The organism is Massilia aquatica, from assembly GCF_011682045.1.
GTDB lineage: Bacteria > Pseudomonadota > Gammaproteobacteria > Burkholderiales > Burkholderiaceae_D > Telluria_A > Telluria_A aquatica.
This window is the reverse complement of the sequence record NZ_VVIW01000009.1, coordinates 187,990-204,839: the sequence shown is the minus strand read 5'-3', so window position 1 is coordinate 204,839 and position 16,850 is coordinate 187,990. Positions and strand designations below refer to the sequence as shown.

Here is a 16,850-nt window from a genome sequence, read left to right as displayed (position 1 = left end):
CCATGAGCGCACGCGAATTTAACTTCGACGGCCTGGTTGGCCCGAGCCACAACTACGCCGGTCTGTCGTTCGGCAACGTCGCCTCGTTCAGCAATGTGAAGAGTGCGTCGAACCCGCGCGAAGCGGCCCTGCAAGGGCTGGCCAAGATGCGCGAGCTGGCCGCGCGCGGCTTCGCGCAGGCGGTCATGCCACCGCAGGCGCGTCCCAACTTCCGCCTGCTGCGCCGCATCGGCTTTACCGGTACCGACGCCGACGTGCTGGCACGCGCCTACCGCGAGTCGCCGGTGATCCTGGCGTGCGCCTATTCGGCCTCGCCGATGTGGACCGCCAACGCGGCCACGGTCAGCCCGTCGGCCGATACCTTCGACGCCCGCGCGCATTTCACGGCCGCCAACCTGAATAACAAGCTGCACCGCTCGGAAGAGCACCTGCAGTCGACCCGCACCCTGCGCGCGCTGTTCGCCGACGAGCGCCATTTCGCGGTGCACGAGGCGCTGCCGCCAACGTCCGCCTTTGGCGACGAAGGCGCGGCCAACCACACGCGTTTTAGCGCCACGCATGGCGGCAAGGGCGTCGAGTTCTTTACCTATGGCCGGGTCGAATTCGATCCGTCCGCGCCGGCGCCGAAAAAGTACCCGGCACGCCAGACCCTGGAAGCGTCGCAAGCCATCGCGCGCCTGCATGGGCTGGACTCGGCGCGCACCGTGTTCGCGTCGCAAAATCCGGATGTGATCGACCAAGGCGTGTTCCACAATGACGTCATCGCGGTCGGTAACGGCAATGTGCTGTTCTATCACGAGCAAGCCTTCCACGATGAAGGGGCGGTATTGAACGCGTTGCGAAATGCGCTGGCCGGGGTCGAAACCGAACTGACCGCGATCCGCGTGGACACCCAAGTGGTGCCGGTGGGCGACGCGGTCGCCAGCTACCTGTTCAACAGCCAGCTCCTGACCAAACCCGATGGCACGATGGCGCTGGTGATCCCGCAGGAATGCCAGGAAAACCGCGCCGTGGCGCGCTACCTCGAAGAACTGGTCGCCAGCGGCGGCCCGGTCGACGAGCTGATTCACTTCGACCTGCGCCAGAGCATGCGCAACGGCGGCGGGCCGGCCTGCCTGCGCCTGCGCGTGGCGCTCACCGAGGCCGAAGCGCAAGCCATGCACCAGGGCGTGATCATGACCGACGCCCTGTACGACACCCTGGTCGCCTGGGTCGGCAAATACTACCGCGACCACCTCGAACCGAAAGACCTGGCCGATCCCCAGCTGGCGCTCGAATGCAGCGCCGCGCTGGAGGAATTGAGCCGCATCCTGGGACTGCCCGGCCTGTATGACCTGACATAGAACGACCGCCGGCCGGACGGCGCACCCTATTTGGGCGGGCACACCCGCCTTTCTGCAAATCGCGAAGGCGCCGTCACAAGCTGGCGCCGGAACGATGGAATACAAACCAAAAGCAACGGAGAAGCAAAGATGAAACAGATGCCACAAGATTTGCGTAAACAGACGCTGGACCTGATCAATGCAAGCGAACCTGCCGATGGCAGCCAGGTAACGGCGCTGATCGGCGCCTGGCTTGGTTCGCTCGACGACGAAGACCTCGCAGGCACCGCGCCGGGCAATCTGGCGCCGGTCCTGCGCGACGGCTTTACGCAAGCAGCCACGCGCACCGCCGCCGGCTGCCAGATCGCGCAGCTGCGCTACTCCGATGGACGCGGCGCGCAAGCGACGGCCCTGTTGGTCATCAACGATGACATGCCTTACCTGGTCGATTCCATCGTCATGGCGATGCGCAAGCAGCGCGTGGCCGTCAATGGCGTCATGAACGCCGTGCTGGCCGTGCGCCGCGACGCCAATGGCACCGCAGTCGCGGTCGGCGAAGCCGGCGCACCGCTCGAATCCGTGGTCCTGTGCCTGCTGGCCGAAGACCTGGGCGCCGACGAACTGGCCGCGCTGGTTGCCAAGCTGCAGATGGTCGCGCGCGACGCCGCCGTGGTGCGCCGTGATTCGGTCGCCATGGGCGACCGCCTGACCGCCGTCGCGGCAGCTGCCGCCGCCAACGGCACCGATGGCCAGGAAGTGGCCGCATTCCTCGAGTGGGCCAAGAACGAAGGCTTCGAGCCGTTCGGCTACGCCTACTACGTGGTCAAGGCTGGCGAGCGTGAACTCGAACGCGATATCCCGAGCCGCATCGGCGTGCTGCAAGATACCGCGCATCCGGTCTACGGCAGCTGCCTGGCGAATATCCCGGGGGACTTCGACACCTTGTCCAAGCGCCCCGACGCGCTGTCGATCGTCAAGGCCGACGTCGAAGGCACGCTGCACCGCGACCAGCCGCTCGACTTCATCGGCGTGCGCGATACCGACGCACAAGGCAATATCCGCGGCGAGCATTGCTTCGTTGGCCTGTTCACCCGCGCCGCCACCTCCACCCCGCTGGCGCGCCTGCCGTTCGCGCGCGGCCGCGTGGCCAAGGTCCTGAGCCTGGCCGGCGTGCGCCAGGAAGGCTTCCGCGCCGAGAAATTCCTCGAAATCCTCGAATCGCTGCCGCGCACCGAAGCGCTGGAAGCCGATCCGGAATGGCTGTCGCAGGTGTGCAGCTCGGTCGTCTCGCTCTACAAACAGCCGCGCGCCAAGGTCTTTGCGCGGCGCGATGTGTATGCGCGCCACCTCAATGTACTGGTCTACATGCCGCGCGAGCGTTACAGCGCCAGCGTGGCCGCCAGCCTGGCCCACGCGCTCAAAGAAAGCTCGGGCGCGACCGACGTGCGTTCGCAGACCTTGGTGGCCGACGGTCCGCTGGCCCGCGTGTACCTGATCGCCCACGCCGCGCGCAATCCGCTCGATTTGGAGACCGATATCCAGCAGCCGCTCCTGTCGGTGCTCGATGGCTGGCACGACAAATTCGCCGCCCTGACCGACAACGTGTTCGACGTAGCGGCCCGCAGCACCCTGCGTAAACTCTGCTCGACCCTGCCGGTCAACTACGTCAGCGCCACCGCGCCGGCGGTCGCCTTCCGCGACCTGAACGCCATCCTGCACAACGGCCATGCCGGCCGCGTGTCGGTGCGCGTGGAACTGGACGACGCCGGCAGCGCCACCATCCGCCTGTATTCGGTGGACGGCGTGCCGTCGCTCTCGCGCATCCTGCCGGCGCTGCAAAACGCCGGCGTGGCGATCGACCGCGAACAGACCTACGCGATTGCGGTCGCCGAAGGCAGCCGCCATTTCGTCACCAGCCTGGCGGTGGACGCCGACAGCGCGGCCAAACTGGCCCAGCCGAACGTGGTCGCCGTGGCGCAGGAACTGTTTGCCTCGCTGTTCAACAATGAAGCCGAAGACGGCCGCATGAACGGCCTGGTGATCGAAGGCGGCTTGCGCATGCGCGAAGTGCAGCTGATCCGCGCCTACATCAGCTACTGGCGCCAGACCGGCAGCAAGTTCTCGGTGCGCTACATGGCCGATACCCTGCGCCGCCAGCCAGTGCTGGTCAAGGAACTGGTCGAAGGTTTCGTCCAGCGTTTCGATCCGTCGGTGCCGGAGAACCAGCGCCTGGCCGCGGCCGCGCGCATCGCCGCCATCAAGACCGGCCTGGCCACCGTCAACCACGCCGACACCGAGGAAATCGTCGCGGCCCTGGTCGACCTGATCCTGGCCACCGTGCGCACCAACTACTTCCAGAACGACCAGCAAGGCGACAAGATCATTTTCAAGTTCGACACCAGCAGCCTGGCGCTGGTGCCGGAACCGCGTCCGTACCGCGAGATCTATGTGTTCTCGCGCCGCTTCGAAGGCGTGCACCTGCGCGGCGGCCCTGTGGCCCGTGGCGGCTTGCGCTGGTCGGACCGCATGGAAGACTACCGCACCGAAGTGCTGGGCCTGGTCAAGGCGCAGATGGTCAAGAACGCGGTCATCGTGCCGGCTGGCTCCAAGGGCGGTTTTGTGTGCAAGCAGATGCCGAAGGACGCCGTGCGCGAAACCATCGCCGCTGAAGGCGAAGCAGTCTACCGCCTGTTCATTTCCAGCCTGCTGGAAGTGACCGACAACCGCGTACGCGGCGCCATCGTGCCCCCAAGCGACACGGTACGCTACGACCAGGACGATCCGTACCTGGTGGTCGCCGCCGACAAGGGCACCGCTACTTTCTCCGACATCGCCAACAGTATCGCTGTCAAGCGCGGCTTCTGGCTGGGCGACGCATTTGCGTCGGGCGGCTCGAACGGTTACGACCACAAGAAAATGGGCATCACCGCCAAGGGCGCGTTCGAAGCGGTCAAGCGCCACTTCTACGAGATGGACCACGACATGAACACCACCCCGATCACCATGGTTGGCGTGGGCGACATGTCGGGTGACGTGTTCGGCAACGGCGTGCTGCTGTCGCGCCAACTGAAGGTACTGGCCGCGTTCGACCATCGCCACATCTTCCTCGACCCGACTCCGGATGTCGTGACGTCGTTCGCCGAGCGCGCCCGCATGTTCGCGCTGCCACGCTCGTCGTGGGAAGACTACAACAAGGACCTGATTTCGGCTGGTGGTGGCGTGTTCCCGCGCAGCGCCCGTTCGATCGAGCTGTCGCCGCAAGTGCGCGCCGCGCTCGATATTGCCGAAACCGTGCTGCCGCCTGAAGAACTGATGCACCGCATCCTGATGGCGCCGGTGGACCTGTTCTACAACGGCGGTATCGGTACCTACATCAAGGCTTCCACCGAAACCCACGCGCAGGTCAAGGACCGCGCCAACGACAATATCCGCGTCGATGGCAACCAGCTGCGCTGCAAGGTCGTCTCCGAAGGCGGCAACCTGGGCGCGACCCAGAACGGCCGCATCGAATTCGCCCTGGCCGGTGGCCGCATCTTCACCGATGCGATCGACAACTCGGCCGGCGTGGATTGCTCGGACCATGAAGTGAACGTCAAGATCTGGCTCGACACGGAAGTGAACGCCGGTGAACTGCCGGAAGCAGACCGTAACCGCATCCTCAACGAGATGACCAGCGATATCGAACACCTGGTCCTGCGCGACAACACCCTGCAAACCCACCTGCTGGTGCGCGAAGTGCAGGCCCAGGCCGACCCGCTGGTCGTCGATGGCTACGCCGCGCTGATCACCAGCCTGGAAGCCGAAGGTGCGCTTTCGCGCGAACTGGAACAGCTGCCGACCGACGCCGAACTGCAACGCCGCAAGACCCTGGGCGCAGGCTTGACCGCACCGGAACTGGCGGTGGTCATCGCCAACGTCAAGAACCGCTTCAAGCGCCTGCTGGCCGCGTTGCCGCTGACGGACGAAAGCTGGGCCGAGACGGTACTCAAACCCTACTTCCCGGCGCAGCTGGTCGCCACCCGCAATGCGCTGGCGCACCCGCTGGCCAATGCCATCCTGGCGACCGTGCTGGCCAATGAATCGGTCAACCGCTGCGGTCCGCTGATGATCCGCGACCTCGCCAGCGCGCACCAGGTCGACGAGACCGAAGTGGTCAAGGCCTGGGGCCAGTCGTGGTCCGCGCTGCACCTGGCGCCCATCTTCGCCGCGCTCGACGCCGACGCCTTGAGCGTGCCGCGCGCCGTCTCGATCAAGGTCGATGCGCGCACCCGCGTGCTGTTCAAGGCGATCGTCGAAGGCGTATTGTCTGTACCAAGTGGTGCGGGCGGCATGGAAGAACTCACGCGCCTGTTCTCGCAGCCGGAAATGCTCAAGCAGCTGATGCCGGCCATGGCCGACGCAGATGCGTTCGTGTCCCTGCCTGCGTCGTTCACGCAAGCCTGGAAAGCGGTCGACGCCATCGAAGCGGTAGCCACTTTCCTGTTCGCGGCGGTGTCGGTCAACCGTCCCGAGGGCATGAACCTGGCGCAATTCCTGCAAGTGGGGATGGCGCTGCGCGGCCAGGCCGGCATCGATACGCTGGAGCGTGGCCTGAAACTGGCGCCGCACAGCAAATCGCAGGAACAGCTGCGCAACTACGCGATGCAGGCACTGCGCCGCACCCAGCAACGCCTGTTGCAGCAAGTGCTGGCCCGTTCCAGCAACGGCGGCGACACCCTGGAAGCGGTTGAAGTGGTGACCAATACCATGGGCTTGTCGGGCTACGCGCCGGCGACCGACCTGGAACAGGCCATGCTCGACGTGTGGGCCTTGTCCGAGGCGACCAACGCGGCGCCGGTGGCGGCGTAAATGACGGCCTACGTTCCACCAACGGCAACAGGGGGCGCGCAAGCGCTTCCGGCCGCCGTGCGGGCGCTGGCCGGGGCCGATTTCACTGTGCTGGCCAAGCGCTTTACCGAAGCTGGCTTCGCGGTGCTGCAACCGGCGCCGGGTATCGTGACGATCAAGTCCGGCCAGGCGCCCGCCTGCGCCAGCGTGATCGTGTCGGTCGGCGTGCATGGCGACGAAACCGGCCCGATCGAAGTGCTGGCGTATGTGCTGGACGCGCTCTCGCAAGGGCCGGATGCGCTGGCGGTGGACCTGATGGTCTGCGTCGGCAATATCGACGCCATCGCGGCCGGCAAGCGTTTCATCGACGCGGACCTGAACCGGATGTTCCGTCCGGTGCGGGGTAGCCTCGCCAGCGCGGCGGAAGCGGCGCGCGCGGACACCATGATCGCCGCCACCGTGGCCTTTTTCGAGGGCGCCGGGCCGGATCGCTGGCACCTCGACCTGCACACGGCGATCCGGCCGTCGGTGTACCCGACCTTTGCGATCGTGCCGGACCTGATCGCGGAAGAGGGCAAGTGCGCGCTGATCGCCTGGCTGGGCCAGGCGGCGATTGGCGCCATCGTCATGAATCCGCAATCGGCTGGAACGTACAGTTATTACTCGGCCGAGTTTCACGGTGCGGCGGCCAGCACCGTGGAACTGGGCCGGGTCGGCACCCTGGGCCGGAACGACCTGAGCCTGTTTGCCGACGTCGGCAGCGCGCTCGACGACCTGCTGCGCGGCGCCAGCCCGGCCGGGCCCAAGGTCGAACCGCATGTGTTCGCGGTGGCGCAGGAGATCATCAAGCACAGTGACGGCTTCAAGATGGCGTTTGACCGCAGCACCCAGAACTTCACCGCGCTCAAACAAGGGCAGGTGATCGCCACCGATGGCGACATTGTGTACGCCGTCAAACATCCGGAGGAACTGGTAGTATTCCCGAACCCGGATGTGCGCGTCGGTCTGCGCGCCGGATTGATGGTGGTGCGGACGCGTTAGCCGGCATGGGCATGGCACGCCCCGTACCGTTTCTTACAAGCGTTTCGGGGCATTCCATGAGTACTCTCTTCACACCTTTCAGCATGGGGCCAGTCACGCTGGCCAACCGCATCGCAATCGCGCCGATGTGCCAGTACTCCGCCGACGAAGGCATCGCCAGCGACTGGCACATGATCCATCTGGGCCACCTGGCTTTGTCCGGGGCGGCCATCCTGTTCCTCGAGGCGAGCGCGGTCTCGCCCGAAGGACGGATTTCTCCCAAAGATCTGGGTATCTGGTCGGACCAGCATGCCGCCGCACTGGCGCCGATCGTGGCCGCCATGCGCCGTCACGCGCCGATTCGCCTGGCCATCCAGCTCGCGCACGCGGGGCGCAAGGCATCGAGCCAGGTGCCGTGGGAAGGCGGCGCCAATATCGCCATCGACGATGGCGGCTGGCAGACCGTGGCGCCATCGGCGCTGCCGCATGCGGATGGCGAAACGGTGCCGCTGGCGCTCGACGACGAGGGCCTGGGGCGCATCCGCGACGCCTTCGTGGCGGCCGCCCGGCGCAGCCACGCGCTCGGGCTGGACGCGATCGAGCTGCACGCCGCGCACGGCTATCTGCTGCACCAGTTCCTCTCGCCGCTGTCGAACCAGCGCAGCGACCAGTATGGCGGCGCGCTGGAAAACCGCATGCGCTTTCCGCTGGAAGTATTCGCGGCCGTGCGCGCGGCGGTGCCGGCGACCATGGCCGTGGGCGTGCGCATTTCGGCCACCGACTGGGTCGATGGCGGCTGGGATATCGAGCAGAGCGTGCGCTTTGCGCAGGAACTGAGCGCCGCCGGCGCCGATTTCATTCATGTATCGAGCGGGGGCATCTCGCCGGTGCAGAAAATCCCGGTGGGGCCGTCGTACCAGATCGGCTTTGCGGCCCGCATCCGCGCGGAGACCGGCATGCCGACCATCGGGGTGGGCCTGATCACCGACGCGCAGCAGGCCGAAGACATCGTCGCGCGCGGCGACGCCGACGTGGTGGCGCTGGCGCGCGCGATGCTGTTCGATCCGCGCTGGCCGTGGCACGCGGCCGCGCAGCTGGGCGCCCGGGTCGACGCCCCGCCCCAGTACTGGCGCTCGCAGCCGCGCGAGTACAAGGACTTGTTCGGGCCGACGACGCTGGGACAGCGCTAGGCACCAGGGCGGGCAGGGTTACGGCGTGGGGATTTCGGCAAAGCGCTTGCCGTCGAATTGGTAGTAGTGCGTGCCGCCGCCTTGTTCGTTGCGCGCTCCGTGCACGATGAGCAGGCGGCTGTCCGGTGTGTATTCAAGCGGGGCGTCGACGTCCGCATCCCAGCAGCACACGGTAAACGGTAGCCAGGTAACCACGCCGGTTTTGGCGTCGATGGCGGCGGACATGGTGCACGATGCGCCGCAGCCCCAGGTGGCGAGCACGTAGCGGCCCGCGAAGTCGGCCTTGCCGGCGGCGGCGTGGTGCAGGCGGGTGGCGTAGTTGCGGCTGTGCGCATCGGCCAGCAGCGGGCGGGCCGTGGCGCCGTGGTGGATGGCGGGGACGGGAAAGTCCCCGAAGCGCGGCGCGCCGAGCGCGCTGGCCGGCACGACGGCCAGCAACGCTGCCAGGGCAGCGCGCGCGCCCGTGCGCCATCGCGCCGATGCGTCAAGCGACATAGCGCGTTCGCGGCAGCCGATCAGGGCGCGCGTTGCTGGCGGCGCTGGCGGCGTGCCAGCGCACCGACCATCAGGGCGCCCAGCCCGAACATGGCGTAGGTCGCCGGTTCAGGCACCGGCGACGGAGCCTGGTACACCGCCCGGGTAAGGATATTCATGTTCAGGGAGACGTACTGTTCCGTGTTGGTGTTGTTGACGTACGACATGGAGAACGTCTCGCCGCGTACGCCGTTGTCGTTCCAGCCCGCGCCTTGTTGCATGCCACGGACCCAGTATTCGCCACCGAAATAGACGGTCGTTACGGCATTGCCGAAGGAGGCGCCCGCGCGATTGTCGATCGATACCTCGCCATAGGCCGAGAACACCACCTGGGTGTGCGCTGTGACCAGCACCGTCATCGCTTGGTTAACGTTGCCGGCGCCGGCGCCGCGATGGCCGACGCTGTCGTCGATGTGAAGATCTGTGCGCAAGTTGCCCCACTGGCCCGCGCTGCTGACGGAGCGCGAGCTACCGTAGAGCGCCGTCGCGTCAACCAGTGCGAACTTGTCGCTCGATGCGCTCTCGGTCTGCGTCCATGAGGCCGCAAGGGCGGTCAGGCTGGCATTGAGACTGGACGAAGCCGTGTCGTGAAAGCGATAGCCTGCGACCTGCCCGTCATCCGGGGTCAGGTCGATGACGGTCAGGCTGGGCTTGCTGATGGAAGCGCCAACGTTCAGGACCGGCGCAGCGAGCGCGCTGCCGCCGGCCAGCGACAGGGACACCAGCAGGGCGGCGGCGCTTGTCAGGCGATATTTCTGTGTCATCATTTTTTCAATATAGGAAAGAACCGGGTGGAAAGGCAAGGTTGCTTGTACACTCCGTTATCATAATTCCTATATTGCGTGTGGACAGTGTTTTTTTTGTAACTGCCCACGTTTGCCTATAACAGATGGTCGAGCATGTCCGGCCCGAACACTTCGCGGTGCAGGCGCGTGACCGGCACCCCGGCGCCGACCAGCGCCAGCCATTGCGCCTGCATGAAGGGCAGCGGCCCGCACAGGTACACATTGGTTTCCGTGCGCGGCCAGGCCGGCAGGCGCGCCACGTCCATCCATCCCGGCAGAACGTCGTCATCATGAGCGCTTACTTCCTCGTAGAACGTGAACACTTGCAGATGCGGCATGACGGCGCGCGCGGCAAGCACGTCGGCATGGTGCGCGTGATGCCGGGCGTTGCGCGCCGCGTGGGCAAAGATCACCCGGCGCTGCGGATGGACCCGGGCGATGCGCTTTAAGGCGGCGATCATCGGCGTAACGCCGATGCCGGCCGACAGCAGCACCACCGGTTCTTCCGATTCCGTGTCCGGCGCAAAATCGCCGAACGGCGGCGACACCTGCAGCACGCTGCCCACGCGCACGTTGTCGTGAATCCAGTTCGATACTTCCCCGGCGGGGGTGGCCAGGCCGGCCGGCTCGCGCTTGACCGAGATGCTCAGGCTGCCGGGCTCGGTGGTGTCGGACAGGCTGTACTGGCGAATCTGGCGCCGTCCATCGGCAAAATCGACCTGCACGCTCAGGTACTGGCCAGCCTTGCCGCTTGCCACCGGCGCGCCATCTTCGGGCGCCATGCGGATCGCGACCACGTCCGCGCTTTCCTGCGTCACTTCGGTCACGCGCAGGGCGCGGCGCTGGCCGGGCGTGATGCCGGCGCCGGCGTACATGGCGCGCTCGGCCTCGATAAACAGCGCGGCCAGCGAGTGGTAAGCCTCGTCCCAGGCGGCCAGCAGCGGCGGCGTGGCCGCCTCGCCCAGGGTGCTGGCGATGGCGCCGAGCAGGTGGCGCCCGACGATCGGATAGTGTTCTTCGCGAATGCCGACCGACACATGCTTGTGGACGATGCGTTCGATCACCGGCGCCAGCGCCCCCGGGTCGCCGATGTTGGCGGCGTAGGCAAACACGGCGGAGGCGAGCGACTGCTGCTGGGCGCCATTCGCCTGGTTGCCCATATTAAACAGGTTGGTCAGTTCGGGATGCTCGGCGAACATGTTGCGGTAAAACGTGGTGGTGATGGCCACGCCGTGCTGGCGCAGGACCGGAACGCTGGCGTCGATGTAGGGGCGGGAAGCGGCAGAAATCATACAATCCTTTCAATTTGTTGCATTTAATATGCAACTTTAACGTCGTAAAAAAGGCGCGTGCCAACGCGCCCGTCCGATGGCGGTGTCTCAGGCAGCCACGCTGCCCTGGTCGAGGAACATCCTGTGCATGCGCACGATTTTCTCGCCGGTGTTGCCGTGCGTAATATGGGCCAGGGTGACCTTGTCCATGGCCCCATAAAACGCGTCCATGCCGCTGCGCAGGGCGGCGCGCAGCTGGCAGTCGCCGCTCAGGCGACAGCCGGTGCCTTCGCAGTCGACCAGTTCGCTGTCGCCTTCGAGCTCGCGCAGCACCGCGCCGATCGAGAGCGTGGCGGGATCGGCGGCCAGGCGCAGCCCGCCGTTGCGCCCGCGGGTGGCGCACACCCAGCCGGCGCGCGCCAGGTGACCGACCACCTTGACCAGATGGTTGACCGGCAACTCGAACTGGGCGGCGACCTCGGCCACCGTGACCGGCACGCGCCGTTCGCCGGCGCGCGCCAGGTAAATCAGGACGCGCAGGCCCATATCGGTAAAACGGGTGAGATGCATGGGAGACTCCCTGTGACAACAAATGCATTCTAGCAAAGATGCATCTTAAATGCACCTTTAAATGCGCCGCAACGCCAACGCCCTGCTTTCAGCGGCGCGGCGGGGCCGTTGTCACTCCGGCATGCCCCGTTTTTCTCGTGCAAAAGATGTGTATAAGTAAATGGGAATAGCCCCTATAATCGCTGCTGCCATTCATCTAGCGCGACAAAAGGGACGAATCCGTGAATCAAACTCTGGGCCAGAAGCTGTTTCGCATCAAACCTGCCGGTAGCAAAACCGACCCCCAACCCGGGCACGCAGGAAACGGCCTGGCGCGCACCATGGGATTGTTTCCGCTGACCATGATCGGCGTGGGCGCCACCATCGGCACCGGCATCTTTTTCACCATGGTCGAGGCGGTGCCCAAGGCCGGCCCCTCGGTCGTGCTGTCGTTCCTGCTGGCCGCGCTGACCGCCGGACTCACCGCGCTGTGCTACGCGGAACTGTCGTTCCGCATTCCGGCATCGGGCTCGTCCTACTCATTCGCCTACGCCACCGTCGGCGAGTTTGCCGCCTTCATCATGGCCGCCTGCCTGCTGCTCGAATACGGCCTGGCCGCCAGCGCCACCGCGATCGGCTGGTCGGCCTACCTGAATAACTTCCTCACCAACGCCGTCGGCTGGCAGATACCCGAAATGCTGCGCACGCCCATGATCGTCTCCGGCGAGCACGGCATGGAAATCCGGGCCGGGCACATCAACCTGCCGCCGATTTTGCTGGTGATCATGTGCGGCGCGCTGCTGATTCGCGGCACCAAGGAATCGGCCACCACCAATGCCATCATGGTGCTGGTCAAGCTGGCGATCCTGGTGTTTTTTGTGGTGATCGCATTTTCCGGCTTCGACATCAACAACTTCACGCCTTTCTTCAACACCGACAACAGCAAGGGCTTTGCCGGCATGGCCGGCGTGACGGCCGCGGCGGGCACGGTGTTCTTCTCGTTCATCGGCCTCGATACGGTCGCCACGGCCGGCGAAGAAGTGCGTAATCCGACCCGCAACGTGCCGATCGGCATTCTTGCAGCGCTCGGCATCGTGACCGTGTTCTACATGCTGGTGGCGGTGGCCGCCCTCGGCGCCCAGCCGGCCAGGATGTTCGCCGGCCAGGAAGCGGGCCTGGCGGTGATTTTGCAGAACGTTACCGGCAAGACCTGGCCGGCGCTGGTGCTGTCGATCGGCGCCGTGATTTCGGTGTTCAGCGTGACCCTGGTGACCATCTACGGCCAGACCCGGATTTTGTACGCGATCAGCAAGGATGGGCTGATTCCGCAAACGTTCCAGAAAGTGAGCGCACGCACCCAGGCGCCGGTCAGCAATACCCTGATCGTGTGCCTGGTAGTGGGGCTGGTGGCCGGATTCGTCGACTCGACTTACCTGTGGGACATGGTCAGCATGGGTACCCTGACGGCCTTCATCGTGGTATCGATCGCGGTGCCGGTGATGCGCAAGAAAATGGGCGAATCGCTGATCAAGGGCTTCCGCGTGCCGTTCGGCCCGTATGTGGTGCCGGGAATGAGCGTGGCCGCCTGCCTGTACATCATGAAAGACCTGTCCAAGACCACGTTTACCGTGTTTGCCATCTGGATGTGCGTGGCCGTGCTGACCTATTTTGCGTACAGCATCCGCCATTCGCGCCTGAACGATAGCGCGGCCTGAGGGCAGGGGCCGCGCGCGGAGTTGCGATGCGCCGCTGCCAGTAAAGGCAAACGGCCGGGTTGCTGATGAAAGAGTAAACACGTTGAACACTGCCGACGCGACATCTCCAAACACCGATTGGAATACGATCAGTCTTCCAGGGAAAAGACTGGAACTGATCGATCCGATGCAGATCGAGGTGTTGCGGTTTAATGAAAACGGCTATGTCAGCGCCACGATCGGTACCAAGGAAGTCATGGCGGCCCCCCTGTTTTTCTGGATGGTCAGGAACGGCATTTTGCTTGTAGCCCGGGACAAGGATTTCTCCGCTATTTTTTCGGAACTGAGCGAGCCACGCGTCGACGCACACCCTGCGAGTGATTCAGGACAGACCCTGAGCGTGACGGCGAAGAATGGCAAACAAATCCGGTACAAGCTATCACAACAGCGGTAGCCAGGTTGCCAGATACACTGCCGGTGTCAGACCTGACACCGGCGGGGTTTAGGCGGCGCTGACGAGGCGCTCGACCACCGGTTCCAGCGCGGCCGGACGGCAGCCGAACGCGGCCAGCCGGCCTTGGGCTTGCGGCGCCAGGTCGAGGTCGTACGGCAGGCGGCCGGCAACCACCCATAGCTTGTCCACCGGCATGGCTGCCAGCAGGCGGCGCTGGCCTTCGACCAGCATCGCGTTATAGGTCTGCACCACGATCTGTTGCGCGCCGTCGGCAAAAGCGATCGCGGCGGCGACTTCGGCGTCCGATGCCTCGGCCGACATCGCATATTCCGTCACGTCGAATCCGGCCTGTTGCAGGGCCGGCAGCATCGAGCTGCGCGCTTCGTTGTTGCGCCCGTTCGCGACTTCATCGACTTCGCTGCGCGAACGCACTTCCACCGTGATCAGGCGCACCGGCAGCGCGCGGTCGAGCGGACGGAAATCGCCCTGCACCAGCAAGGCCGCTTTCTGAACTTTTTTGGCCAGCGCGATCGACTCCGCCGTCATCAGGCCGCTTGGCGTAGCGGCGCGCGCGCGCCAGTCGCCCACCGCGCGCGCCTGTTTCAGGCGGCGCACGCGCGCCAGCGCTTCATCGATCCGCCCCGCCTCGATCGCGCCTTGCGCCAAGGCGTCTGACACAGCGTCGAGCGCGGCGCGCTGCTGGTCTTCACGGTGCGAGATGAGCACGATGTCGCAGCCCGCTTGCAAGGTCGCCACCGCGCCCGCCGCCACGCCCACGCCATCGGCGATCGCGCCCATTTCCAGGCAGTCCGAAATGATCGCGCCCTGGTAGCCCATGTCTTCGCGCAGCAGTCCGGTCAGCACGGCCTTGGACAAGGTGGCCGGCACCGACGGATCGGCTTCGATCGCGGGAAACGCCACGTGCGCGGTCATGATCGCGTCCACGCCGCCGGCGATGGCGGCGCGGAACGGCGCCAGTTCGACCGCGCGCAGGCGCTCCAGGCCGTGCGGCACCAGCGCCATCGAATAATGCGAGTCGACCGCCGTGTCGCCATGGCCGGGGAAGTGCTTGGCGGTGACGATGACGCCGGCCGCCTGCTGGCCGCGCAGGGCCGCCATGCCGTAGCGCACCACGGTATCGGCATCTTCGCCGTAGGCACGCACCCCGATGATCGGGTTCAGGCGGTTGTTGTTCACGTCGAGCACCGGCGCGAGCAGCATGTTGATGCCGATCTGGCGCATCTCGTCGCCGTTGATGAAATTGACTTGCTGGCAGTCTTCCACGGAACCCGCCGCCTGGAAGGCCATGGCGGCGGGAATGGGCGTGACGCCCTGTTCGATGCGCATCACCATGCCGCCTTCCTGGTCGAGCGCGATCAGCAAGGGTTGGTCGCTGACTTCGGCGTTGATTTCTTGCAGCTTCTGGCACAGTGCGGACACTTGCGCCGGCGTGTGGACGTTGCGCCGGAACAGGATCACGCCGCCGATGCGGCGCTCGCGGATCAGGCTGGTGATATGGTCGTTCGGCTCCAGGGCGTCGAAGCCGACCATGAATAACTGTCCGATGTTGTGCTGCATAGTCGTTTGCATCTTGAAAATCCTCGCTATCCGTAAAAAATAGTTATTCCGTGTCTTGCCATGGCCGCAAGCCAAGCAGTTGTTCGCCCAGCGGGGATAACTCCGCGCGCTGGTATTTTGTTTGTTCCCATTTGCGCGGATCGCCGTGCAGGCTGTATCCGGCCGGCGCTTCGCGTTCGCGCCAGGAGCGGATGCGCCATTGTTTCAATGCCTCGTCCTGCGCCTGCGCCGGCATCATGGAAATATACTGCGCCATCCTCACCTTGTCGGCCGATACGTTCTGGCGGATGCCGTGGCACAGGCGGCTGTTGAAAATGAGCAGATCGCCCTTTTTCAATAACACCGGCACGTGCGGCAGGGCCGAAACGTCCGGCCGGTACCAGTCCCAATCGGCCGGCTGGGTGGCGCGCCAGGCCGCGAAATCGCGGAACAGCGACGGCACGCAAACAAAACCGCCCACCTCGATATCGGTCTGGTCGCTGATCGAGAGCACGCCCTGCACATTCTGCGGCGCGCTTTCGGGGTCGTAATCCCAGTGCATGAAGCTCTTGAATTCGAAACCCGGCTCGGGCGGCAGGTTCAGGTTGATGCGGTCGATCGATACCCACAGCTCGCGCGTGCCCCAGATATCGGTAAACGCGTCGTGCACGCGCGCCATCTGGCGCGTGTCCCACAGATATTGGTGATGGTATAACTCTATCATCCCCGCATTGAAGCTCAACTCTGTTTTTCGCAGGCGCGATTTTTCGGGCGGGTACCAGGTGGCGGGATCGAGCGGGTCGAGTTCTTCGAATTCCCAGATCAGCTGTTCCAGGCGCGCCAACTGGCCTGGCTCGACCGCATCGGGAATGACGATGTAGCCGTTATTGATCCAGAAGTCCCAGTCCTGTTCCGACAGCACGCGCAGCGGCATGCCGTTGGAACGGTCGTTCAGGCGCGCCGTGGCTGTCGCCAGCGTCGACTGGTTGCGCGTGTCGATATGTTGTTTGCCGATGTTCTCGATAGGGGCGTTCATTGCGATCCTCCATGTGGCACTAACTCCATGAAATGCAGCCGGTCGAAAAACAGCTCGGCCGCGTAATCGAATACCGCCAGCGAGCGAAAACCCTTGTTCAGGTAAATGCCCATGGCGGCGCTGTTTTCCCACACGGTGAGCACGATGCGCGGGCTGCCTTTGCTGCGTGCCAGCGCCGCGATATCGGCCAGCATCAGCTTTAGCAGGCCGCGCCCGCGGCAGCGCTCTTCGACGGCCAGGTTTGAAACGAACAAGTCGTTATCGCGCGCGTGAGCGGCGATAAAGGCGTCGTAGGCGGCATCCATGGCGCGCATCTCGTCGCGGTAATACGAGACTGCGTTTACCTGGGCGAATTCGGCGATGGTGGCGGCCGTGTAAAAACCCTGGAAGCGGCCGGCGCCATCGAACAGGCCGCGCGAATGGGCGATGTACGGATCGATATTCTGGCGCCGCTGCAAAGCGACCAGCGGCAGGCGCAGGCGATTGCCGAACGAGCAGTATTCGAGATAACTGGTCGCAAACAGCAGCGCCGCCATGCGCTCGCGCTCGGCATCGGCGATGCGCGGGCCGGGCACGAAGTGGTGCGCGTCGGCGCTCATGTCAGCGTTCAT

Annotated in this window: 13 protein-coding genes; 6 read left to right on the top strand and 7 right to left on the bottom strand. The window is 65.1% G+C overall.

Going from position 1 to position 16,850, the window contains the following annotated elements; all coding sequences use genetic code 11:
- The first annotated feature begins 2 nt into the window (after nucleotides 1-2).
- The 4 genes from astB (at nucleotide 3) to F1609_RS17450 (ending at nucleotide 8,359) form a co-directional block, all read left to right on the top strand.
- Nucleotides 3-1,343 carry an N-succinylarginine dihydrolase gene (gene astB / locus F1609_RS17465; RefSeq protein WP_167077676.1) on the top strand — a complete coding sequence of 447 codons (1,341 nt, stop codon included), beginning with the start codon at nucleotides 3-5 and terminating at the stop codon, nucleotides 1,341-1,343.
- A gap of 129 nt (nucleotides 1,344-1,472) precedes the next feature.
- Nucleotides 1,473-6,170, top strand: a complete 4,698-nt coding sequence (locus F1609_RS17460) for an NAD-glutamate dehydrogenase domain-containing protein (protein WP_167077675.1) — start codon at nucleotides 1,473-1,475, stop codon at nucleotides 6,168-6,170.
- A complete protein-coding gene (locus F1609_RS17455; RefSeq protein ID WP_167077674.1) occupies nucleotides 6,171-7,190 on the top strand; it encodes a succinylglutamate desuccinylase in 1,020 nt (339 codons plus the stop codon).
- Between the two features lie 56 nt (nucleotides 7,191-7,246).
- Nucleotides 7,247-8,359: an NADH:flavin oxidoreductase/NADH oxidase gene (locus F1609_RS17450; RefSeq protein ID WP_167077673.1), complete on the top strand. Its 1,113-nt coding sequence runs from the start codon at nucleotides 7,247-7,249 to the stop codon at nucleotides 8,357-8,359.
- Between the two features lie 18 nt (nucleotides 8,360-8,377).
- Here the strand turns inward: F1609_RS17450 and F1609_RS17445 are convergent, their stop codons facing one another.
- The 4 genes from F1609_RS17445 to F1609_RS17430 all read right to left on the bottom strand — a co-directional run bounded on the left by F1609_RS17445 (nucleotide 8,378) and on the right by F1609_RS17430 (nucleotide 11,519).
- Nucleotides 8,378-8,854 (bottom strand): hypothetical protein, encoded by a 477-nt coding sequence (locus F1609_RS17445; RefSeq protein ID WP_167077672.1) that lies wholly within the window; start codon nucleotides 8,852-8,854, stop codon nucleotides 8,378-8,380.
- A gap of 20 nt (nucleotides 8,855-8,874) precedes the next feature.
- A complete protein-coding gene (locus F1609_RS34220; RefSeq protein ID WP_206752962.1) occupies nucleotides 8,875-9,660 on the bottom strand; it encodes a PEP-CTERM sorting domain-containing protein in 786 nt (261 codons plus the stop codon).
- A 113-nt stretch (nucleotides 9,661-9,773) separates the two neighbouring features.
- Complete coding sequence (locus F1609_RS17435; RefSeq protein WP_167077671.1) at nucleotides 9,774-10,970, bottom strand: globin domain-containing protein; 1,197 nt, start codon at nucleotides 10,968-10,970, stop codon at nucleotides 9,774-9,776.
- Nucleotides 10,971-11,057: 87 nt separating this feature from the next.
- On the bottom strand, nucleotides 11,058-11,519 hold the full coding sequence (locus F1609_RS17430; RefSeq protein WP_167077670.1) for an RrF2 family transcriptional regulator: 462 nt from the start codon (nucleotides 11,517-11,519) through the stop codon (nucleotides 11,058-11,060).
- Between the two features lie 221 nt (nucleotides 11,520-11,740).
- On the opposite strand from F1609_RS17430, the gene F1609_RS17425 reads away from it, so the two are divergent.
- Together F1609_RS17425 and F1609_RS17420 are read left to right on the top strand one after the other, a co-directional pair.
- Entirely contained in the window at nucleotides 11,741-13,213 is a 1,473-nt protein-coding gene (locus F1609_RS17425; RefSeq protein ID WP_167077669.1) for an APC family permease, read from the top strand.
- 82 nt (nucleotides 13,214-13,295) lie between these two features.
- Nucleotides 13,296-13,646: a hypothetical protein gene (locus F1609_RS17420; RefSeq protein ID WP_167077668.1), complete on the top strand. Its 351-nt coding sequence runs from the start codon at nucleotides 13,296-13,298 to the stop codon at nucleotides 13,644-13,646.
- A 48-nt stretch (nucleotides 13,647-13,694) separates the two neighbouring features.
- On the opposite strand, the gene nagZ is transcribed toward F1609_RS17420, so the two are convergent.
- From nagZ to F1609_RS17405, 3 genes are read right to left on the bottom strand one after another with little or no spacing between them, the layout of a single operon-like run.
- Nucleotides 13,695-15,236: a beta-N-acetylhexosaminidase gene (nagZ, locus tag F1609_RS17415; RefSeq protein ID WP_167077667.1), complete on the bottom strand. Its 1,542-nt coding sequence runs from the start codon at nucleotides 15,234-15,236 to the stop codon at nucleotides 13,695-13,697.
- Nucleotides 15,237-15,267: 31 nt separating this feature from the next.
- Nucleotides 15,268-16,239, bottom strand: a complete 972-nt coding sequence (locus F1609_RS17410; RefSeq protein ID WP_167077666.1) for a phytanoyl-CoA dioxygenase family protein — start codon at nucleotides 16,237-16,239, stop codon at nucleotides 15,268-15,270.
- Nucleotides 16,236-16,850, bottom strand: a complete 615-nt coding sequence (locus tag F1609_RS17405; protein WP_229421929.1) for a GNAT family N-acetyltransferase — start codon at nucleotides 16,848-16,850, stop codon at nucleotides 16,236-16,238. Before F1609_RS17405 ends, F1609_RS17410 begins: the two co-directional genes overlap by 4 nt.